This window comes from Streptomyces canarius (genome assembly GCF_014650735.1).
GTDB lineage: Bacteria > Actinomycetota > Actinomycetes > Streptomycetales > Streptomycetaceae > Streptomyces > Streptomyces olivaceoviridis.
Genome location: NZ_BMVN01000014.1, coordinates 25329 through 44612, shown reverse-complemented (window position 1 = coordinate 44612; position 19284 = coordinate 25329). Strand labels below are relative to the sequence as shown.

Below are 19284 nucleotides of genomic sequence, written 5' to 3'. Positions count from 1 at the left end.
ATGGATTCTCAGACCGCTGGAATCGTCGAACTGCTCGTGGAAAGGTTCGGCGTCGAGGCCGACGAGGTCCGCGACGACAGCAGGATGCGCGATCTCGACCTCGACTCGCTCGCCCTCGTCGAGTTCGGCCTCGCCGTGGAGCAGAAGTTCCAGGTGAAGGTGTCCGAGGACGAGATCGGCCCGGACAACACGGTCCAGGACGTGGTCCGTCTGATCGACGCGAAACTGGCGGGGGATCCGCGATGAGTGACCGGCCTGCTGCCGGCGGCCCGGACGTGGCGGTGACCGGAATCGGTCTCGTGACACCCGCGGGCCTGGGCGTGCGGGAGAACTGGCAGCGGGTCACCGCCGGAGAGGCGACCGCCGCCACCGATCCGGCCTTCGCCGGACTGCTCACCGACATCTCGTGCCGGGTACCTGGTTTCGACGCCGCCCGCGAGCTGGGCAAGCGCAAGGCGTGGCGACTCGACCGCTACACGCAACTGGCCCTGGTCGCGGCCAAGGAGGCGCTGGCCGACGCCGGTCTGACCCCCGGCGACTGGGACGGACCGCGGGTGGGCGTCGTCATCGGCAACGCCCTGGGCGGCACCGCCACCTTCGAGGAGCAGGTACGCAACCTGGTCGTGGACGGCGCCCAGACGGTCTCGCCCATGCTGGTCCCGATGGCGGCGGCCAACATGGTCTCGGGTTACGTGGCCATGGAGTTCGGCGCGCTCGGCCCCAACCTCGTCACGGCCACGGCCTGCGCTTCCGGCGCGACAGCGCTCGGCGTCGCCCGCGACCTGCTGCGCTCCGGAGCGTGTGACGTGGTGATCGCGGGCGGTACCGAGTCGAGCCTGTCACCGGCCATCGTCTCGGCGTTCGCCCGGATGGGTGCGCTCTCCCGGCGCAACGACGCGCCCGAGGCCGCCTCCCGGCCCTTCGACGCGGGCAGGGACGGATTCGTCCTCGCGGAGGCCGCGGCCATCCTCGTACTGGAGAGACCGGACCACGCCCGGGCACGCGGTGCGCGCGTCCGTGCGTGCCTCGCCGGGTACGGCGCCTCCGCGGACGCGCACCACGCGACCGCGCCGGACCCCCAGGGCGCCGGCGCCGAGCGGGCGATCCGGGCCGCGCTGGCCGACGCGAGCCTGACGCCGGACGACATCGACCACGTCAACGCCCACGGCACGTCGACGGCGCTCAACGACGTCATCGAAGCCAAGGTGGTGGAGCGGGTCTTCGGACAGCACCCCGCGGTGACCTCGACCAAGGGCGTCACCGGTCACAGCCTGGGAGCGGCCGGGGCGGTCGAGGCCGCCTACACCGTGCTGGCCCTGGAGAACGGCGTCGTTCCGCCCACGGCCAACCTGGACAGCCTCGACCCGGAGGTGTCCGTCGACGTGGTGGCGAAAGCCCCGCGCCACCTGCGGATGAAGGCCGCCCTGAGCAACTCCTTCGCCTTCGGCGGCCAGAACGCGGTACTGGTGTTCACCACACCGTGACCCCGACGCGCCCGCTGCGGGTGCCTCGACGGCGGCAGGCGTACGGCGCCCGGACACCCGAAGCCCGGCGCGCGCCCCGTGGTCCCTCGACCGCGGCCGGCGTGCTCCGGGCTTTCCGGTGCGGCCCACCGCCGCGGTGACCGTGGCGGTGGGCCGCACCGGCCTGGACATCGGGCTCAGGGGACGTGAGGACCCCCCGGTGCGCAGGTGCCGGGACGGACGTACCGCTCGCCGCCCGGCTGGTGCGTCTGCCTGCTCAGCCTCGCGCCCGAGCGCGCTCCGGGTCGTACACGGGCGTGGGCCGTACGGTGGCGTCGGCCCTCGAACCGTCGGAGGCGACCGCGGTCAGGGCGGTACCCGACTTGACGGCGTCACGGTGCACACGGGCGAGCCCCAGTGTCGCGCCGGCGAGCACGGGGGAGGGCACGGCCATCGTCACATGGCCGACGTCCCGTCCGTCCATCTCCAGCCGGGCGCCCTCGGCGGCCTCGGGCGCGGCGTCCACGACGACACTGACGACCCGCCCCTGTGCGGTGCCCTTCTTGGCGAGCAGTGCGTCCCGGCCCTGGAACGGACCCTTGTCGAAGTCGAGCGCCCAGGACATCCGGCACTCGAACGGGGTGACGGTCCGGTCGTACTCCAGCTCACCCATGATCATCCCGGCCTCGGTGCGGCACGTCAGGAGCGCGGCCGCGCCGGCGGCCTTCACCCCGAGGCCGGCTCCCGCGTCGAGGACCGCGTCCCAGAGATCGAGCGCCCGCTCGCGCGGCACCTCGATCTCGTAGCCGAGCTCGGCGGTGAACCCGATCCGGCTGACCAGTGCCGTGATACCCGCGACGGGGACGTCCCGGACGAAGGTGTAGTAGGGGAAGGCGGAGTTGGAGACGTCGATGTGGGTGAGGCGCTGAAGTACGTCCCGGCTGCGCGGCCCCTGAAGGGCCAGCACGGCGAACGCGTCGCGGCGTTCGGTCACGGTGGTCCCCGAGGGCGCGTGCGCCTCCAGCGACTGCTGGCTCGCGGGGTTGCCACCGGTGACGACCACGAGGCCGGGCCCGAGGACGGCGACCGTCACGTCGTCGATCATCATGCCGTCGGCGTCCACGATCACCCCGTAGGCGATACGCCCCGCGTCGAGATCGCGGACACTTCGCGAGAAGACCGCGTCGACGGTGGCGACGGCGTCCTCACCCTCGACGTACCACTTGTAGAGCATCGAGTAGTCCAGGGCGGCGACCGCGGTGCGGATGGCCTCGTACTCCTCGACCGGATCGCTGATGAACAGGGGCACGGCATGGCCGTAGATGTCGATCCACTTCTCGACGCGGTCGGCGAACCGCGGGGAGAACGGGGTGCTGTGCAGTCCTTCGGGGGGCAGTGCCACGGTAACTCCGTTGCAAACAGGTGCAGTTGACGTATCGCCGCGAGTCTATCCACCCGAATAACTCGTGAGTAGGAAAGTCGGCTCTGCGCTCACCGGGAACAGGCGTCTCGTCAGCCCTTCGACAGCGCTTCGTCAGGGGAGGGCGGCACAATGACGGGGAAGTGCCCGCGGCGATCCGGTGCGGGTTGCCCTTCTCGCGTGGCCGGGGAATAGGCCTCCGCATCCGGATCCCGCCCTTTCGCGAAATGGGATCGCAACAGGAGGAGCGGGAATGGAAGAAGACGGGCGGAGTGCGCCTCCGGAGTGGGTCATCGAATTCTTCAGGGAGATAGACACCCTGGAATTTGGCCCCGGATTCGCCTCCTTCACCGACGAAACCGAGATGCACTGCGGTGCCGGACTGGTGCTGGGCGTCGAAGCGATCAAGGCGGCGTTCGCCCAGTTCGCCGGACCGCTCGAAACCAGCCACAAGGTCATCGAGTACTGGGACCACGGCCGCGTCAAGTTCCTCAGGGGAGAAGCTGTCATGTCTATGACAAATCGGCCAGGTGCCGTGGTCACCATGCCGTTCATGCACCTTTACACCATGTCGGACTCCGACGCGACGAAGGTGCGGACCATCAGGGTCACCGCCGGCCCGCTGCAACTGGAGAACTTCGTCGACAACGTGGCCACCGCTCTGGCCGCCGTGTGCTGACCGAGTCCGTGAGCGGGACCCTGCAAGACCTCGGCTACAAGACACCAAGGAGGCAGCGATGTCCGTAGCGTTGATTACAGGGTGCAGCAGTGGCATAGGCCTGCACACCGCGCTGGCGTTCGCTCGGCAGGGGGTGACCGTCTACGCGTCCATGCGCGACACCGGCAGGGCGGACGAACTGCGCAGCGCCGCCCGGGCGGAGAACCTGTCGCTGCACACGCTGGCGCTGGACGTCAGTGACCAGGCCTCCGTCAGCGCCGCGGTGGAGACCGTCGAGAAACACCACGGCGCCGTGGACGTCCTGGTGAACAACGCGGGCGTGTTCCAGACCGGCCCGGTGGAGACGGTGCCGATGGAACTGGCCCAGGAAGTGATGGACACCAACTTCTGGGGCTTATTACGCACCGTGCGCGCGGTTCTGCCAGGGATGCGCGACCGCGGAAGCGGTGTCGTGGTCAACGTGGGGTCCATGGCCGGCCGGCTCCCCGGCACCCCGTACGGAGGGTTCTACGCGGCCAGTAAGCACGCCATGTCCGTGCTGACCGAGTCCCTGGCCTTCGAGACGGCCCCCCTGGGGATCCGGGTGGTCTGCGTGGAGCCGGGCTACACCCGGACCGAGATCATCAACAAACACTGGCAGGAGACGATCGATCCGCACAGCCCCTACGCCACGGACCAGGAATGGAACGAACGTTTTCTGCGTGCGGTCTGCCAGGACGACCTGCTGACGTCGCCCGCCGACGTCGCCGACGTCGTGGTGCGCGCCGCGCTCGATCCGCTCAGCCCCGTCCACGTGCTGGCAGGCGAGAGCTCCGAACGCAACGTCGCCATCGGCCGGAAGTGCGAGACGTTCGAGGACTGGAGGCAGACGGCCCTCACGGTGATGGAATCCGTCGCCGGCCCCCGGCCGCTTCCACGAGAGCGCGCCGCATAGGCGCCGTCACCCCGCGCCGGTGACGAGTTCGCCGGTCGGCTCTACAGTGCCCCCGACCGGGCGGTCAGCATGTTCGGCGCCCGGGACGACACCGAGGTCCGGGTCGCCCCGCACTTCGCATGCGGACCGCCGGCGTACGACCGCCACGACGTGGCCGAGCACGAGCGCGTCGTGGCGGAGCACTGCGCCGGGACGGGCTGGGAGGTGCCCAGGCTGCTGCGCAGGACGGCAGCTGCCGATGACGTCCGGGGCACCTCCCAGGCACTGATCGGTGCCTATGTCCTCGCCGGTGAACTGGCCGCGGCCGACGGCCGGTACACCGAGGCATTCGCGGCCTGCGAGCGGGAGATGCGCGGTTTCGTCGACGGACACCAGCGGATCGGCCGGGGAATGCCCAGCGGCATTTCATCGACGCTCTGAAGCGGGAAACCATCGATGCGACCGTCGCCGCGGCCATACAGGGCCGCACGGACCAACCCGTGTGGTCAAGGAATGCGGGATGGGGCACCCGCGCTCGACGGCACCTGTCGCCGGGAAGCGACGGGGAAATGAGCGGAGAGGGCAGGATTCGAACCTGCGTGGGCCAAAGACCCGACCGGGTGGAAACCCGGACCCCGATAGGCCGCTACGGGGACCTCTCCTTCAAGTGCTCCGGCGGTTGAGCCGCCGTCGCTCTGTCGTTGAAAATACTGCCAGACGCCTCTGACGCTGACCTGACATTCCTCTGACGCCGGCGTTCACGCCCCCGCGAAGGGCCTCACGGGGGCTCGCGAACGCTGGTCAGACGGAGGGGAACCCGGAACTCCCGCGGGCCTTCTGACACGGCCTGCCCCCGGACGGGAGGGAGCCCGTCCCGGGGCGGGAACGCGGGAAGCCGGCGCGCCGGGCCCCTGTCACAGTGAAGCGGCTCGCGACCTGGCCCTGTCCGGTCCGGTGGTCAGGTCCTCGGCCGCTCGGCCGAGCCCCAGGTAGCGATCGGGCCGCACCGCGCGCATGCGCCAGGCCTGGACGAACCCGATGGCCCAAGCCGCTGCCAGGACCCAGGGCAGCGAGGTGACCACACGATTCGCCGTGCCGGTCAGCACACCGAAGTTCCGTACGACGAGGACGCACGCGACGACCAGCCCGACGGACCCCAGCGCCGGAGCGAGGGCGGTGTTCCACCAGTGCCGCGGCCGGCGCCGGAAGTACGCGAGCACGGCGACCGACGTCATGGCTTGGAGGACGATGACGCCCAGCGTGCCCAGGCCCACCATGCTCGTCGACATGTTCGCGTACGGATCGAAGCCGGCCGCGGCATAGACGAGGACGACCGCGGAGCTGATGGCGGTCTGCACCAGGCTCGCCCGGTGCACGGACCCGTGCCGCGGGTGCACCCGGTGCAGCCACCCGGGCAGGATCGCGTCACCGCCCAGGGCGTACATGTACCGGTTCGCCGCATTGTGCAGGGCCAGGCAACCGGCCAGCAGACTGGTGCACAACAGCAGTTGCATGACCGGTGTGGCCACCGAGCCGAGGTAGCTGTCGCCGAGTCCGAAGTACAGGTCCGCCAAGTGGTGCGAGGCCACTTGCTGCACCCGCGACGCTCCCACGGCACCGACGGTCACCCAGCTGGTGAAGGCGTAGAAGGCGGCGACCACCACCACGGCGATGACCGTCGCGCGCGGGACGCTCCGGCCCGGGTTCCTGGCCTCCTCCCCGTACAGTCCCGCTGATTCGAAGCCGATGAAGGAGGCGAAGGCGAACATCACGGACACCCCGATGCCGGTGGTGAGCGTTGCGTGCGGGGTGAAAGACGCCGTAGGCAGGGCGGAGAAGCCGTGCCGGACCAGCACCGCCACGTCCAGGGCGACCAAGAGGGCGATCTCACACACCATGAACACGGCCAGTACCCGCGCGCTCAGTTCGGCGTCCCGGTAGCCCAGGGTGCCGACGAACACCAGAGCTGCCACGGCCCACACCGCCCAGTGCAGACGCAGTCCGTGGGCGGCGGCCACCGCCTGGGTGAAGTAGGCGAAGGCCCCCAGGACACCGACCGCGACGGCGTTGTAGGAGATCACCGCGATGAGGCCCGCCCCGGCCGCGGGACGGCGGCCCAGACCGTGCGCGATCTGACTGTAGAACCCGCCGCTGCCGGTGATCTCCCGGCTGATCGCGGCGTAGCCGGAGGTGAAGCACAGCAGGGTGAGCCCGGCGAAGGCGAACATGGCCGGGACTCCCGGCCCGACGCCCAGGGCGAAGGAGAGGGGCACGGTGAAGACCATGGCGGCCAGGGGGGCAGCCGCGGCGATGACGATGAACACGATCTTCGGTGTGGTGAGCGTGCGCGCGAACGCGCCGCTCCGCGCGTCGGGGGGCGAACTGACCATGAGGGTCTCCTGGGGACGGAAGGGGTAGGGCGGTAGCCGGCAGGCGGCTGTCGGTGGGGATCACGTCAGCGGGGTGTCCCGCGAGTGCCGGTGAAGCCGGCGTTACGGTGCCTGGCGGCCGGGGCGCTCGCGGTCCTGGAGGCACCCGTCGTACGGGGACCTCGTCCTTTGGCCCGAGGGCTCGCGCACCGGCCGCGGTACGACCGGACACCTGTGTGTTCGCCGGCCCTCGACGGCAGGTGCCGGACGCCGACACGTATCGCGGGTGGCATCGCAAGAACGCATTCCGGGTTGACCTCCGGCGCTCGTCGAACGGGACAGCTACCAGACGAAGGGCACAGCAAGAGGGGACAAGGAACGTGGAAAAAGCGGGCGACCACCCGTGTATCGATACGTTCCGTCAGTCTGGCACGTGTGTCTGACGTTCGGCTGATGCGAACGGCGCACGACTGTCGCGCGCGTGACCCGGCGCAGGTCGCGGGGTACAACGACCACGCGACGAGCGCCGCCGTGGCGGCTCACCGTGGCCCGACTCGCCGGGGCGCGCCGGTCCTGCTCCCGGCTGCCTGTCCCCTGGTGTCCGAGGCAGGAGTCCGGGGCACCGGCGATCCGGCGCGCCCTCGCGACAACCGTCCGGGTCCGGCAGGAACCGACGGGCCGCCGTGCGGACACCGCCTGCACACCTGGAACACACCGGCCCCCGGAGCAGGGGCGGGCCCGACGGCACGGGGAGGCAGCCGCCGCGCCGGACACCGGCATCGATGAGGACGGGAGGCACCGCCTATCGAGGCGCCCCTGCCGGCAGCAGAGCCGGACCACCGCGCCACCTGACACGTGTGTCAGTAAGGAACGTGGCTCCGGCCGCACCACAGCCCGGGGACCGCGAAACCGTCAGCGCCGAGGCGTTCACGGCGGCGGGTGGGCGGCGTTGAGTCACCGGCGGACCCGAGCGCCCACCGTGGAAGGCGCGTCACCGCTGTCCGCGCCCAGGCCCGCGAGCAGGCGCAGCCCGTCCTCGGCGGGGCTGCCGGGGGGCGCCGACAGCACGATCAGCTCCATGCCTGATGCGTCCGGCAGCGCGAAGTTCTCCTGGTGCAGTTCCAGCAGTCCGACCAGCGGGTGCCGGTACGCCTTGCGCCCATGGGTGCGGGCCCGCACGTCCGCGCGGGCCCACAGGCGGCGGAAGCGCTCGCTGCCCATCGCCAACTCGCCGACGAGCGAGGCCAGACGGGGGTCGTCGGGGTATTGGCCGGCGGCCAGGCGGAGGTGCCCGACCACGTCGAGGGTGCAGTTCTCCCAGTCCGCGTACAGGCCGCGCTCGGCCTCCTCCAGGAAGATGTGCCGGGCGGTGTTCAGACCCGGCATCGGCCGGCCGTGGAGGAGCCCGGCGAGACGGTTCCCGGCGAGCACGTCCAGGCGGTGGTCCATGAGCAGCGCGGGTGCGTCGGTGACCAGGTCGAGGACGCGCAGCAGTTCGGGCCGCACCCGCCCGCCCGGGGCCTTCGCGCGGCGGCGGCGCTGCCGGGCGAGCCGGTAGAGGTGCTCGCGTTCGGTCTCGTCGAGGCCGAAGACGTGGGCGAGCGCGTCGAGGACCTGCTCGGAGGGCTGGGTCGCACGGCCCTGCTCCAGGCGTACGTAGTAGTCGACGCTGACTCCGGACAGGTGCGCGACCTCTTCGCGGCGCAGCCCTTCGACCCGGCGGCGGCTGTCGGTGGGGATACCGACGGCGGCCGGGTCGACCCGGGAACGCCGGGTCCGCAGAAAGCCCGCGAGATCGTCCATGCCCTCAGTATGGCCTCGGGTAGTGCCCGCGAAGGTGGCCCTGCCGATACCAGGAAGTCCCGTCCGACGGAAGAGGCGTCCCTGAACGCAGGGCGCCGTGGCGTCCAGGATCGATGGCGTCCGATCCGAAGGAGTTCCCATGAAGACGCTGATCGTCTACGCCCACCCGGAGCCGAGGTCGCTCAACGGCTCGCTGAAGGACCTCGCGGTGTCCACGCTGGAGAGCGCCGGGCACGAGGTACGGATGAGCGATCTGTACGCGATGAACTGGAAGGCGGTCGTGGACGCCGCGGACTACGGCCCCCACGCCTCACGTCCGTTGAAGGTCGCCCGGGACTCGGGCCGGGCCTTCGACGCCGGAACGCTCGCACCGGACGTCCTGGCCGAGCAGGAGAAGCTGCTGTGGGCCGACACGATCATCTTCCAGTTCCCGCTGTGGTGGTACTCGATGCCCGCGATCCTCAAGGGCTGGGTGGACCGCGTGTTCACCTTCCACTTCGCCTACGGCGTCGGCGAGCACAGCGACACCCAGTACGGCGAGCGCTTCGGCGAAGGCACCCTCACGGGCAGGAGGGCGCTGCTGTCGGTGACCGCCGGCGGCCCGGAGCCCCACTACGCCGCTCGCGGGATCAACGGCCCCATCGAGGACCTGCTGTTCCCGATCCACCACGGCATCCTCTACTACCCGGGCATCGAGGTGCTGCCCCCGTTCGTGCTGTACGGCACCGACCGGATGACCGACGGGGACTACCCGGACGTCGCCAATGCCTGGGAGCAGCGCCTGCTCACCCTGGAGTCGGCCGAGCCGATCCCGTTCCGGCGGCAGAACTCCGGTGACTACGAAATCCCCTCGCTCCACCTGAAGGAGGGGCTGGAGCCCGCGGGCCGCACGGGCTTCGGGCTGCACGTGCGCGACTGACGCCGGCGACGGACACGACGAGTGGGGGCGCTGCCTGCTCTCCGAAATCGTCCAGGTTCGGCAGGTGATGCCCCGCGCTGACGCGGAGGACGACCTGACCGCTCTGTCGCAGCAGGTACAGCGTCTGGCCGGTGTTGTTGACGACCGATGACACGCCGTCGTACAGAGGCCAGGGCATCTTGAGTCCTACCGCGGACTGGCTGCCGCACACGTACACGCCCACGGCACCTTGTAGGAGGAGCCGCCGTACCAGCTGTTCTCGTAGACGCAGATCTGGTACCGGGCCGAGTCGCATCCACCGTCACTCGTCTGTGCCGCGGGTGCGATTCCGATCACGGTCGTGGCGGCGGCCAGCGGTTCAACGGTTCACACGAGTCAGCGCCGGCATGTCCCCTGCCGCGCTCCCGGCAGGGGACATGCCGACCGAGGGACGGGGCAGCGGTCGGTCAGGCCAGTCGTCGGCGGACCTGCCACAGGGCGACGGCGGCGACGGCGGCGGCGAGGACCAGACAGAGCCCGGTCTCCGCCAGTTGCAGCGGCCACAGGTGCGCGGCGGGATGGAACTCGGCCCAGTGGCCGGTACGCCCGTGGCCGGCGAGGCAGGCGTCGAAGTGGTCTGCGGCGTAACAGCTGTAGACGTCCGACACCCGGGCGCCCGAGGGAGAAAGAGCGCCGTCAGCCATCAGCCAGGCGTTCTCCGGAGCCGGCGGGACGCTGGTGTGCTGCGCGTTGACCGTGGTGGTCGGCAGCAGGTGGCCGCGCACCTTCTCCAGCGCGAGGAGCACTCCCGCACCGACCACGAGTGTGGCCCCCATCGCGGCCACGGTGCGGCGCAGCAGCAGCCCGAGCACGGTACCGATCAGGAGCATCAGGACGGAGGTCCCCACCACCACCGGGCCGATCCCGTCGAAGGGGTACCACTGGTACCAGGGGAACTGCCTGCCCATGACGTCGCCGGCCGGCTGCCACCACCATGTCATCGCCGCGGCGAAGGTCCCGCTGATGACGACCGTCATGACCACGGGCACCAGCAGCTTGGCGGCGAGCCACCGTACTCGGGTGACCGACTGGGAACAGACGGTACGGAAGGTGCCCGACTCCAGTTCCTGCGCGAGTTGCGGACCGCCCAGGAAGAGACCGAACAGCAGCGGAAGGAGAACCATCACTTGCAGGGGGCGGCGCATCGGGTACTGGTACTCGCCGCCGAAGCGGACGATCTTGCTGAAGCACTCCTTCGCTGCGGGGGTGCTTCCCCTGCACATCTGAAGATGCTGCTGATCGATGGCCGTGACGATCCGGTGGTGCTGGATCGCGGCGTACACCAGCACCGCGGCGGCGACGGCGAGGCCGATCCAGAAGGCCGTGCGGTTCTGCCGCCACACCAGCCAGCTCAGCCCGCGCAGTCGCGGACGGCGCCGGAGCGCGGTCGCTGTGCCCTTCACGCGGCGCCCCCCGGCGAAAGGACGCCGTCCGAGCTCACCCGCGCGCTCGGGGTGATGAGCGGGGGAGTGTCGGTACTCGACAGATGGGTGAGCAGGAGTTCCTCCAGTGTCGGCGTGCCTGCCTGCCAGCCCTGCGGCAAGGGCCCGCGCGGACGCACCAGGGCGGTCAGGCGGCGTCGCTCCGTCATGGTGCCCACGACGACGTGCCCCCGCAGATCCTGCCGCCGTGCACGGTCTTGATCGGGTGCGGTCAGCAACCGGTGTTCGTCCGTGATCACGTCGATCTCGCCGGCCAGCCGGACCGTTCCGTTGCTGATGAGGACAAGGTAGTCGCAGGCTCCGTCCAACTCGGCGACGACGTGGGATGACATCACCACCGTGGTGCCGTGGTTGCGGGCGTCGTCCAACAAGGCGTCTGTCATCTGGCGCCGGACCAGCGGATCGAGGTCGGCCATCGGCTCGTCCAGCAGCATCAGCCGGGGCCGTTTGCCGAGGGCGAGCGCGAAGGCGACGCGCGTGCGCTGGCCGCCGGAGAGCGTGCCTATCCTGGCGCCGAGGGGAACGTCGCCCTGGAGGATGATCTCCTCGGCACGCCTCTGGTCCCACGTCGGGTTGAGTTCGCGCCCCATGCGCAGGATCTCATCGACGCGGAAGTTCTTGTAGAGCGCCTTGTCCTGGCTCAGCAGTGCCGTCCACCCACGTGCCTCGCGCCCGCCGGGGGGCTCACCGAAGAGCCGGACGGTACCCGTCGTGGGCCGCAGCAGGTCGGCGGCGATCGAGAGAAACGTGGTCTTCCCCGCCCCGTTGGGACCGACCAACGCGCAGACCCGTCCCGCCGGCAGCCGGAAGGAACAGTCACGCAGAGCCCAGCCGCGCCGGCGGCGGAGCCCGCAACCCACGGCTTCGAGTGCGTACTCCGTCACGGCGTGCGCCTCCGGCGAACCGCTGCGAGCACGGCGACGCCGGTCACGAGCAGGGCGGCCTCGACAAGCGCCGGGACGATCCAGACCGTGCCGAAGCCGTAGCGGACGATGTGGGCGTACACCCGCGTGGCCGGCGGCAGGCCGGCGACGACAGCGAGCGCCACCGCTGCCCACGGCACCACCGGACGCGTGGCGAGAGTTCTGAGGTTCGTCATGGCTGGAACGCTAGGGAAGCGGGGCGCTCTGTCGCGTCGGGCAAAGGTCGAGGATCACAGAGACCAAGGGATGACACGACCGGTACGCGCGGCCGTCGGCTGATACCAAAGTATGCGGTTGCCCGGGAGGGTGAGGTGGCGGGCGGGGTGGCATGACGGGTCCCGCCTCGCTGGACGAGTACGTCCCGTAGCCCGCGCCGGCACCACGATCCGTGCCACGCGCCGTGCGCGGGGCCGCGCGCGGTCGTACAGCCGGTCGGCGGCGGGGCCGGGCGACCACCCGGCGACGCCGTCGTGGCCGCGGGACCGCGGCAGTCGGAGGTGAGCAGACCGCCCCCACGGCCATGGTGCCGAGCGCCCGTACGGCCGTCGGGCCGGGGTGGCGCGGACGACCCCGGCGCGCAGACGCCCGCGGTGATGCCGTGTTCGGCCCACCGAGGGCTGACACCGGCCCTCGCACCGACTCTGTTGATCATGTCCGTGGCGGTGACGCGCGAGGCGGAGGGCGGGGCAGCCGCATGCGTTGCATGCCGCGCCCGCAGAGGGGAGTCGTCGCGAGCGGTGGACTGCCCACACGTCACGTCCGCGTGAGCAACCGTACAGCGGGGTCACACAGCAGGTCGCGGACCGCCCCGGCACCGGGAACGCCCAGGAGGAGCGCGGACGGTGATACACGACGGATACGCGGTCGCGCGGCGGTGGAAGACGGTCCGTCCACCGGTCGCGACCCGGTGTCGGGAGAGTGGCCCTGCTCGTACGTGCCCCTGGCACGACGTACTCACCACCAGGAGGTCGTCACCCTCATGTCCCCGTCACTGCCGCACCGGCGGTTGCACGGCGGGCGCTGCGCGGCGGCGCGCTGGCTGCCTCGGCGTTCGCACTGACCGGACTGCTGACGCCCACCGCGTCCGCCGCTCCGGCACACGCGCAGGCCCTGGACTGGCGTCGGTGCGCATCGGTCGCCAAGGACTGGCCCGTCCAGGGCGACCAGCGCACCGAGTGCGCGGAGCTGACCGTCCCGCTCGACTACACGAAGCCGCAGGGCCGCACGACCACCATCGTGGTGAGCCGGATCAAGGCGACCGGGCAGCACCCGGGCGAACCGCTGGTGTTCGGTGCCGGCGGGCCCGGAACGGAGAACGCGTCGGCCCTGTACGGCCTTCTCGGCTCGCGGCTGGGCACCCTCAACTCGGATCACGACCTCATCGCCATGGACGCGCGCGGCACCGGCTACAGCCAGAAGATCTCGTGCGAAACCGGTACGTGGCCGGAACCGCCGGTGGACGCGAGCCAGAAGGAGCGGATCTAAGCCGAGTTCGACGGCGAGGCGGAGTACAACAAACGCTGCACCGCGATCGATCCCGACTTCGTGCGCCGGCTCACCCCGACGAACATCGCCCGCGACATCGACACCCTGCGGAACGCGCTCGGCGCCGAGAAGATCGACTTTTTCGGAGAGTCGTTCGACACCGGGACCGGTCTGGCCTACCGCTCCCTCTTCGACGAACGGGTCAACCGGATGTGGCTGGACTCGCCGGTGCCGCCGGTGTTCGACCACTCCGCCATGGACGGCGCCATCGAGGCTCTGGGTGAGCGCGGTTTCAAGGACTTCTGCCGCTGGCTGGCCGAGCACGACCACGACTTCCACCTGGGCACCGACAAGGCCGCGATCGAGGCCGGACTCGTCGCCCTGCGCGAGGAACTGGACCGCGCGCCCCGCGTCTCCGGCGATCTGCGCCTGGACGGCCAGTGGGCGGCGGGTGTCTTCAGCAGCCCCCGTGACGGGTGGGTGGACGCGGCGAACGACCTGGTCACCGTGATCGACGGAGGCACCCCCGGCTCCGCCGCCGCCTCCTCCTCCGCCGCCACTGTCCGGCGCCCGTACGGTCTCGGTGATCCGCTCGACGGCCTGAACGCCTTGCAGTACAACGCCATGCTCTGCAACGTCGACCCCACCCCGACGGACTTCCCGCACCTGTGGTCCGCCGCTCAGGTCCGCCGCGCCGCTCACCCGGCCGTCGGCGGCGCCTACATCTCCCCGTGGTGTGCCGACTGGCCGGTGCACACCCCGCCCACCCCCGTGGTCCGAGGGAACAGCCCGCTCCAGATCTCCGGGCACCTCGATGAGGGCATCACCCCCTACGTGTGGGCGGAGCAGGCGCACGAGGCGGCCGGAGGCACCTTCCTGACCGTGCGCGACGACGTGCACGCCTCCCTGAAGAACCTGCCGTGCGGTGCCCGCGTGGTCGAGTTCTTCCGTACCGGCAAGGCCACCAGCGGCAGTTGCCCAGGAGTGAAGTGACCCAGAGCCCCGCCTCCCTCACGAAGGAACGACACGTCATGCGCTTCGCCAAGACCAAAGCCCTCCTCGGCGGCACGGCCCTGCTCGGCCTGGCGCTGCTGACGCCCAGCGCGTCGGCCGCCCCGACGCCCCCGGCCACGGCCGACTTCACCGGGACGGCCGACGTCGCCGGATGTTCCGGTTCCCTCATCCGGATGCCAAGCTCCGCGGACGACGACCGGGCACTGGTCCTGACCAACGGGCATTGCTACGAAGGAGCCCGGCCGGTTCCGGGCGAGGTCCTGGTGGACCAGCCGTCCCACCGCTTGTTCAACCTTCTTGACCGCGCGGGGAACACCGCCGCGCAGGTGCACGCGAGCAAGGCCCTCTACGTCACGCTCACCGGTACGGACATCGCCCTGTACCAGATCGACGACACGTACCGGGCACTCGAGCGGGACCACGATGTCACCCCGCTGACGGTCTCCGACCGGCGCCCGGCGCGCGACACCGCGATCCGTGTCGTGTCCGGGAGCCTGAAGCAGGAGTTCTCCTGCCGCATCGACCGGTTCGCCTACCGGGTGCTGGAAACGGCCAACGTCACCGAGGACGTCGTACGGTACACACCGGAGTGCGACACCGGACACGGCACCTCCGGCTCGCCGGTGCTGGCGGACGGGAAGATCGTCGCCATCAACAACACCAGCAACCACGACGGAGGCCGCTGCACCCTGGACAACCCCTGTGAGATGGCGCGGGACGGCTCGATCTCCGTACACCGGGGCACCGGGTACGCCACACCGACGTACTGGCTGCCCGGCTGCACGGCCCCGGGGAACCGGCTGGACCTGAACCGCGCCGGATGTCTTCTGCCGCGCCCCGATCCCCGGCGGACCGCGAACGCCGGCTGACCGCGGCGCCACCACCATCGTCTGCCTCGGGGTGTGCCGGTGGTGACCGGCGGAGCGGGCGCGGCACCGAGGCAGACCGAGAAACGTGCGGGGGCGGTGCGGGGCGGTGTCCGGGGCGCGGGAGACGGTGGGCGCCCCGGACCAGGGCCGGCCGGATCGAGGACGTGACCGCCGTGCTCGCCGGGACCGCGGCGCGCCTCGCGGACCCGGCCGCCACCCCCAAGGCCGGCGCGCCCCGGCCGGACGCCGGGACGAGGCCCGACCCGCTCAGGTCCGCCACCGCCCACCGCCGTCGTGAACGCCTCGGACCAGCACCCGACCGGACACTCGGGCGGTCACGGAGCCCCGCTGCGGCGCTGCCCGGCACGCGGGGTGGCCCGGCCGACGCGTCACCTCGGCCGCGTCGTCATCCCCGCCGGTCGAGGACGGCCGCCTCCGCGTGCGGGGCGGGCCAGGGCGCGTGGGCGGCCACCAGCTCCCGCAGGGCGCGCAGCGGGCGGAACATGCCGATGCCCAGGGCACCGACGACATGCCCGTCGCGGACGTACACGGCGGTGAACCTCCGCTGCCGCGTGCTGCCGTCGACGACGTGGACGGCGTCGGCGCCGCGCGTACGCCCGTACACCTGGATCCGGAGGCCGTACTGGTCCGACCAGAAGTAGGGCACGGTCCGGAAGGCCGTCGCCGAGGCCCGGCCGGCGAGGATGTTCCGGGCGACGGCCTGGCCCTGCTCGGTGGCGTTGGTGCGGTGTTCGACGCGCAGCCGCTCCCCGGAGACCGCGTCCGGCCAGGACGCCACGTCCCCGGCGGCCCACACGTCGTCCCCGGCGTACAGGCACACGTCGCAGTCGACACCGTCACCGACGGGAACACCGCTTCCGGCGAGCCACTCGGTGTTCGGGCGGGCGCCGACCCCCGCCAGCACCGCGTCGGCGGGGACCACCCGGCCGGTGGCGAGACGGACGCCGACGGTCCGGCCCCGCTCGCGCAGCACCTCGACCGCACGTGACCCGGTGACGAGGTGTACGCCGTGCTCGCGGTGCACCTCGGCCAGCATCTGAGCGACGGTCTCGCCGAGGACGTCGGTAAGGGGCGCGTCCCCGCCGGTCACGAGCGTCACCTCGCAGTCGAGCGCGCGGGCCACGGCGGCGGCCTCGACGCCGACGAAACCACCCCCGACGATCACCAGGCGGGGGTGTCCGCTCAGCTCCTCCCGGAGCGCGAGGGCGTCCTCCAGGGTGCGCAGTACGTGCGTTCCGGCGCCGGCCGCCGAGCCGTCCGGCGTCCGGGCCCGGACGCCGGTGGCGACGACGAGCGTGTCGTACGGCAGACGGCTGCCGTCCGCCAGGTGCAGCAGGTGTGCGGAGGTACGCAGTGACGCGGCCGGGACGCCGAGCCGCAGACGCAGGTCCAGGTCGGTGTAGTCCCGCGCGGAGCGCAGCGACAGTCTCTCCGCCGGCCACTCGCCGGCCAGCAGCTGCTTGGACAGCGGCGGCCGGTCGTACGGCAGGTGCGGCTCGTCACCGACCAGGGTCACGGGCCCGTCGTACCCGGACCGCCGCAGGCCCTCGGCGGCGGACAGGCCCGCCGCCGAGGCGCCGACGACGACCACGCCGGGCGATGTGGTCACGCCCGGACCTCGATGGCCGCGGCGGGACAGACCGCCACGGCCTCCTGCACGGCGGCCTCCTGTCCGGCGGGCACCCGCGGGGTGAGGAGCACGACGATGCCGTCCTCGTCGCGCTGGTCGAAGACGTCCGGGGCGAGGAGGACGCACTGGCCGGCGCCGCAGCACTTCTCTTCGTTGACGGTGATGTGCATCGTGCTCGTGCTCCTGTGTGTCGTATGCCGTTCGGGGTGGTGGGGGACGGGTGTCACCAGGACACCGGGAGTTCGTGGACGCCGTAGACCGCCATCGCCGTCCGGAACGGGATCTCGTCCAGGGGGCGGTCGAGGCGCAGGCCGGGGAAGCGGCGGAAGAGCGCCGGGTAGGCCAGTTGCAGTTCCACCCGGGCGAGGTTCTGGCCGAGGCACTGGTGGGGACCGGAGCCGAAGGCCATGTGCCGCCGGGCCGACCGGTCGATGTCCAGCCGCTCCGGATGCTCGAAGACCTCCGGATCACGGTTGGCGGCGTCACTGGCGAAGATGATCCCGTCGCCCGCCGCGATGCGTACGCCGCCGATCTCGATGTCCTCCAGGGCCACCCGGCGGCGTCCCATGTGCGCGACGGTGAGGTACCGGAGCATCTCCTCGACGGCGCCCTCGACCCGCTCGGGGGAGCCGTCGCGCACGGCGGCGAGCTGCTCGGGATGCTGGAGGAAGGCGCAGGTGCCCAGGGCGATCATGTTGGCGGTGGTCTCGTGCCCGGCGATCAGCAGCAGACGGGCCTCGTCGGCGCACTGCTCCCGGGTGCTGAGTCCGGTGGCGAACTGCTCGGCCGCCACCCGGCTGAGCAGGTCGTCGCCGGGGTGGTCCACCTTGTGCTCGATGAGGTCGCCGAGGTAGTCGATGAGCCGGCGGGTCGCCTCCATGGCTTCCTCGGGGGTGCTGCGGGTGTCGATGATGACGGCGCTGGCCCGCTGGAAGAAGTCGTGGTCGGCGTAGGGCACGCCGAGCAGTTCGCAGATGACCAGGGACGGCAGGGGCAGGGCGAAGTCGGCGACGAGGTCGGCGGGCGGGCCCTTGCGCTCCATGGCGTCGAGCAGGTCATCGATGAGGCTCTGGACGCGCGGGGCGAGTCCACGCGTGCGCTTGACGGTGAAATCGGCCGTGTACACGCGGCGGCGGTCGGCGTGTTCGGGATCGTCCATGGCGATGAACGACCGGCTGTGGGCGCGCATCGCCCGGCTGCCGGCGCTGAGGGCGGGGTAACCGGGGTGGCTGGTGTCGGCGCTGACGCGGCTGTCCCGCAACAGGGCGACCTGGTCGGCGTGCCGGGTGACCAGCCAGGCGGTCCCGTCCCACAGCGCGACGCGCTGGACGGGGACGGTGGTCAGCAGACCGGTCACGGCGGCCGGCGGGTCGAACGGGCAGCCCGCGGTGCGCTCCGCGGGCCAGGACAGGGCGGTGGGGGAAGGCTGTGGCATACCTGATCCTTCGGACGGTTCGGCGTCGGGGCGTCAGGGCGTCGGCGCGAGGTGGGAGGTGGGAGGGTGTGGGGGAGGGGAAGGCGGACGCGCGGTGCTCCGCTTCCGGCGCCTGCCTGCCGTGCCGGGAGCGAACCGAGACGCACGCTACGACGTGGGCGCCCTTCCCGGAAGAGCAGATGTGTGTACGTCGCATGTTTTTTGGTCAGCGGAGTGGTCCGTCACCTGGGGGCCGAGGGCATGTGCAGGCGGTGCCCACGCCGGTCAGGACGGATGCGCGGCCCGAGGGTGCCGGGTCACCGGAACGGCTGATTCTCGCCTTTCGGGTACGGAACGACTCGGCGGCTTGCAGGCATGTGTGGCGACCTGGCGGCGATACGTGTGAGCGCGTGCGTAGGTCCGCACATACCCCGGAATGTGATGACTGTCCCGCCGACGAGACATGGGCGCAGGCGCGGCAGGCGCGCGGGGCGCGACGGCGGGGCGGGTGCGGCAGTCTGTCGAGAGACCCGCGCTGACCTGGGCCGTCATGGCCGGATGCGGACGGGTGCCGTGCGGGGCGGTGCTACCATGCCTGCGTGTTCATCGAGGTTGACAGACTGTAGCCGCTTCGAAGGCGGCGTTCTCCGGGTGCGTGTTCACCGAGTGCGGTGAGCGCGCTGTACCGCGCGTCTTGGCGCGGGGCCGCTTCCGTGCGTGCCGTCACCCTCGTTCCGGGCCGTGAGTGTGGCCGTCGGTCCTCTCGTGGCCGCCGGTTCTCTCGTGGCCGCCGGTTCTCTCGTGGGCGTCGGTCCTCTCGTGGAAGCCGCTCCCTTCCGTACCGGGTCAGCCGCGCCGCGCGGTACCTGTCTCCTCAAGGA

18 protein-coding genes and 1 tRNA gene are annotated in these 19284 nt (G+C 71.3%); 9 read left to right on the top strand and 10 right to left on the bottom strand.

Annotated elements, in window-relative coordinates:
• Positions 1 to 246, top strand: a complete 246-nt coding sequence (locus tag IE294_RS20970; protein ID WP_189888360.1) for an acyl carrier protein — start codon at positions 1 to 3, stop codon at positions 244 to 246.
• Positions 243 to 1484 carry a beta-ketoacyl-[acyl-carrier-protein] synthase family protein gene (locus IE294_RS20965; protein WP_189888358.1) on the top strand — a complete coding sequence of 414 codons (1242 nt, stop codon included), beginning with the start codon at positions 243 to 245 and terminating at the stop codon, positions 1482 to 1484. Before IE294_RS20970 ends, IE294_RS20965 begins: the two co-directional genes overlap by 4 nt.
• A gap of 256 nt (positions 1485 to 1740) precedes the next feature.
• On the opposite strand, the gene IE294_RS20960 is transcribed toward IE294_RS20965, so the two are convergent.
• Positions 1741 to 2865: an aminomethyl transferase family protein gene (locus IE294_RS20960; protein WP_189888356.1), complete on the bottom strand. Its 1125-nt coding sequence runs from the start codon at positions 2863 to 2865 to the stop codon at positions 1741 to 1743.
• Positions 2866 to 3136: 271 nt separating this feature from the next.
• On the opposite strand from IE294_RS20960, the gene IE294_RS20955 reads away from it, so the two are divergent.
• The 3 genes from IE294_RS20955 (at position 3137) to IE294_RS20945 (ending at position 4916) form a co-directional block, all read left to right on the top strand.
• Positions 3137 to 3562: a nuclear transport factor 2 family protein gene (locus IE294_RS20955; protein WP_189888354.1), complete on the top strand. Its 426-nt coding sequence runs from the start codon at positions 3137 to 3139 to the stop codon at positions 3560 to 3562.
• Positions 3563 to 3620: 58 nt separating this feature from the next.
• Positions 3621 to 4496, top strand: a complete 876-nt coding sequence (locus IE294_RS20950) for an SDR family oxidoreductase (RefSeq protein WP_189888352.1) — start codon at positions 3621 to 3623, stop codon at positions 4494 to 4496.
• A 69-nt stretch (positions 4497 to 4565) separates the two neighbouring features.
• Positions 4566 to 4916 carry a Rossmann-fold NAD(P)-binding domain-containing protein gene (locus IE294_RS20945; RefSeq protein WP_189888350.1) on the top strand — a complete coding sequence of 117 codons (351 nt, stop codon included), beginning with the start codon at positions 4566 to 4568 and terminating at the stop codon, positions 4914 to 4916.
• Between the two features lie 133 nt (positions 4917 to 5049).
• On the opposite strand, the gene IE294_RS20940 is transcribed toward IE294_RS20945, so the two are convergent.
• From IE294_RS20940 to IE294_RS20930, 3 genes are all read right to left on the bottom strand, one after another.
• Positions 5050 to 5137, bottom strand: a tRNA-Gly gene (locus IE294_RS20940).
• A gap of 252 nt (positions 5138 to 5389) precedes the next feature.
• Complete coding sequence (locus IE294_RS20935; protein ID WP_229917254.1) at positions 5390 to 6865, bottom strand: APC family permease; 1476 nt, start codon at positions 6863 to 6865, stop codon at positions 5390 to 5392.
• Positions 6866 to 7798: 933 nt separating this feature from the next.
• On the bottom strand, positions 7799 to 8647 hold the full coding sequence (locus IE294_RS20930; RefSeq protein ID WP_189888347.1) for a helix-turn-helix transcriptional regulator: 849 nt from the start codon (positions 8645 to 8647) through the stop codon (positions 7799 to 7801).
• Positions 8648 to 8786: 139 nt separating this feature from the next.
• On the opposite strand from IE294_RS20930, the gene IE294_RS20925 reads away from it, so the two are divergent.
• Positions 8787 to 9566 carry an NAD(P)H-dependent oxidoreductase gene (locus tag IE294_RS20925; RefSeq protein WP_189888346.1) on the top strand — a complete coding sequence of 260 codons (780 nt, stop codon included), beginning with the start codon at positions 8787 to 8789 and terminating at the stop codon, positions 9564 to 9566.
• A gap of 446 nt (positions 9567 to 10012) precedes the next feature.
• On the opposite strand, the gene IE294_RS20920 is transcribed toward IE294_RS20925, so the two are convergent.
• The 3 genes from IE294_RS20920 to IE294_RS20910 are packed head-to-tail and all read right to left on the bottom strand — an operon-like array spanning position 10013 to position 12146.
• The gene (locus tag IE294_RS20920) at positions 10013 to 11008 is read right to left on the bottom strand and encodes an ABC-2 membrane transporter-related protein (RefSeq protein WP_189888343.1); all 996 of its coding nucleotides are present in this window, start codon (positions 11006 to 11008) and stop codon (positions 10013 to 10015) included.
• Entirely contained in the window at positions 11005 to 11931 is a 927-nt protein-coding gene (locus IE294_RS20915; RefSeq protein WP_189888341.1) for an ABC transporter ATP-binding protein, read from the bottom strand. Before IE294_RS20915 ends, IE294_RS20920 begins: the two co-directional genes overlap by 4 nt.
• The gene (locus tag IE294_RS20910; RefSeq protein ID WP_189888339.1) at positions 11928 to 12146 is read right to left on the bottom strand and encodes a hypothetical protein; all 219 of its coding nucleotides are present in this window, start codon (positions 12144 to 12146) and stop codon (positions 11928 to 11930) included. Before IE294_RS20910 ends, IE294_RS20915 begins: the two co-directional genes overlap by 4 nt.
• Positions 12147 to 12888: 742 nt before the next feature.
• Between IE294_RS20910 and IE294_RS20905 the strand changes: the two genes are divergently transcribed.
• Genes IE294_RS20905 through IE294_RS20895 form a run of 3 tightly spaced genes read left to right on the top strand, consistent with a single transcriptional unit; the run spans position 12889 to position 15338 of the window.
• Positions 12889 to 13455, top strand: a complete 567-nt coding sequence (locus IE294_RS20905) for a hypothetical protein (RefSeq protein WP_189888337.1) — start codon at positions 12889 to 12891, stop codon at positions 13453 to 13455.
• Positions 13456 to 13515: 60 nt separating this feature from the next.
• Positions 13516 to 14448 (top strand): alpha/beta fold hydrolase, encoded by a 933-nt coding sequence (locus IE294_RS20900; protein WP_189888335.1) that lies wholly within the window; start codon positions 13516 to 13518, stop codon positions 14446 to 14448.
• A gap of 38 nt (positions 14449 to 14486) precedes the next feature.
• Positions 14487 to 15338, top strand: a complete 852-nt coding sequence (locus IE294_RS20895) for a trypsin-like serine peptidase (RefSeq protein WP_189888333.1) — start codon at positions 14487 to 14489, stop codon at positions 15336 to 15338.
• A gap of 406 nt (positions 15339 to 15744) precedes the next feature.
• Here the strand turns inward: IE294_RS20895 and IE294_RS20890 are convergent, their stop codons facing one another.
• Genes IE294_RS20890 through IE294_RS20880 form a run of 3 tightly spaced genes read right to left on the bottom strand, consistent with a single transcriptional unit; the run spans position 15745 to position 18424 of the window.
• Positions 15745 to 16968 carry an NAD(P)/FAD-dependent oxidoreductase gene (locus IE294_RS20890; RefSeq protein WP_189888331.1) on the bottom strand — a complete coding sequence of 408 codons (1224 nt, stop codon included), beginning with the start codon at positions 16966 to 16968 and terminating at the stop codon, positions 15745 to 15747.
• Positions 16965 to 17159, bottom strand: a complete 195-nt coding sequence (locus tag IE294_RS20885) for a ferredoxin (protein WP_189888329.1) — start codon at positions 17157 to 17159, stop codon at positions 16965 to 16967. The genes IE294_RS20890 and IE294_RS20885 overlap by 4 nt, the downstream gene beginning before the upstream one ends.
• A gap of 53 nt (positions 17160 to 17212) precedes the next feature.
• On the bottom strand, positions 17213 to 18424 hold the full coding sequence (locus tag IE294_RS20880) for a cytochrome P450 (protein WP_189888328.1): 1212 nt from the start codon (positions 18422 to 18424) through the stop codon (positions 17213 to 17215).
• Positions 18425 to 19284 lie beyond the last annotated feature (860 nt).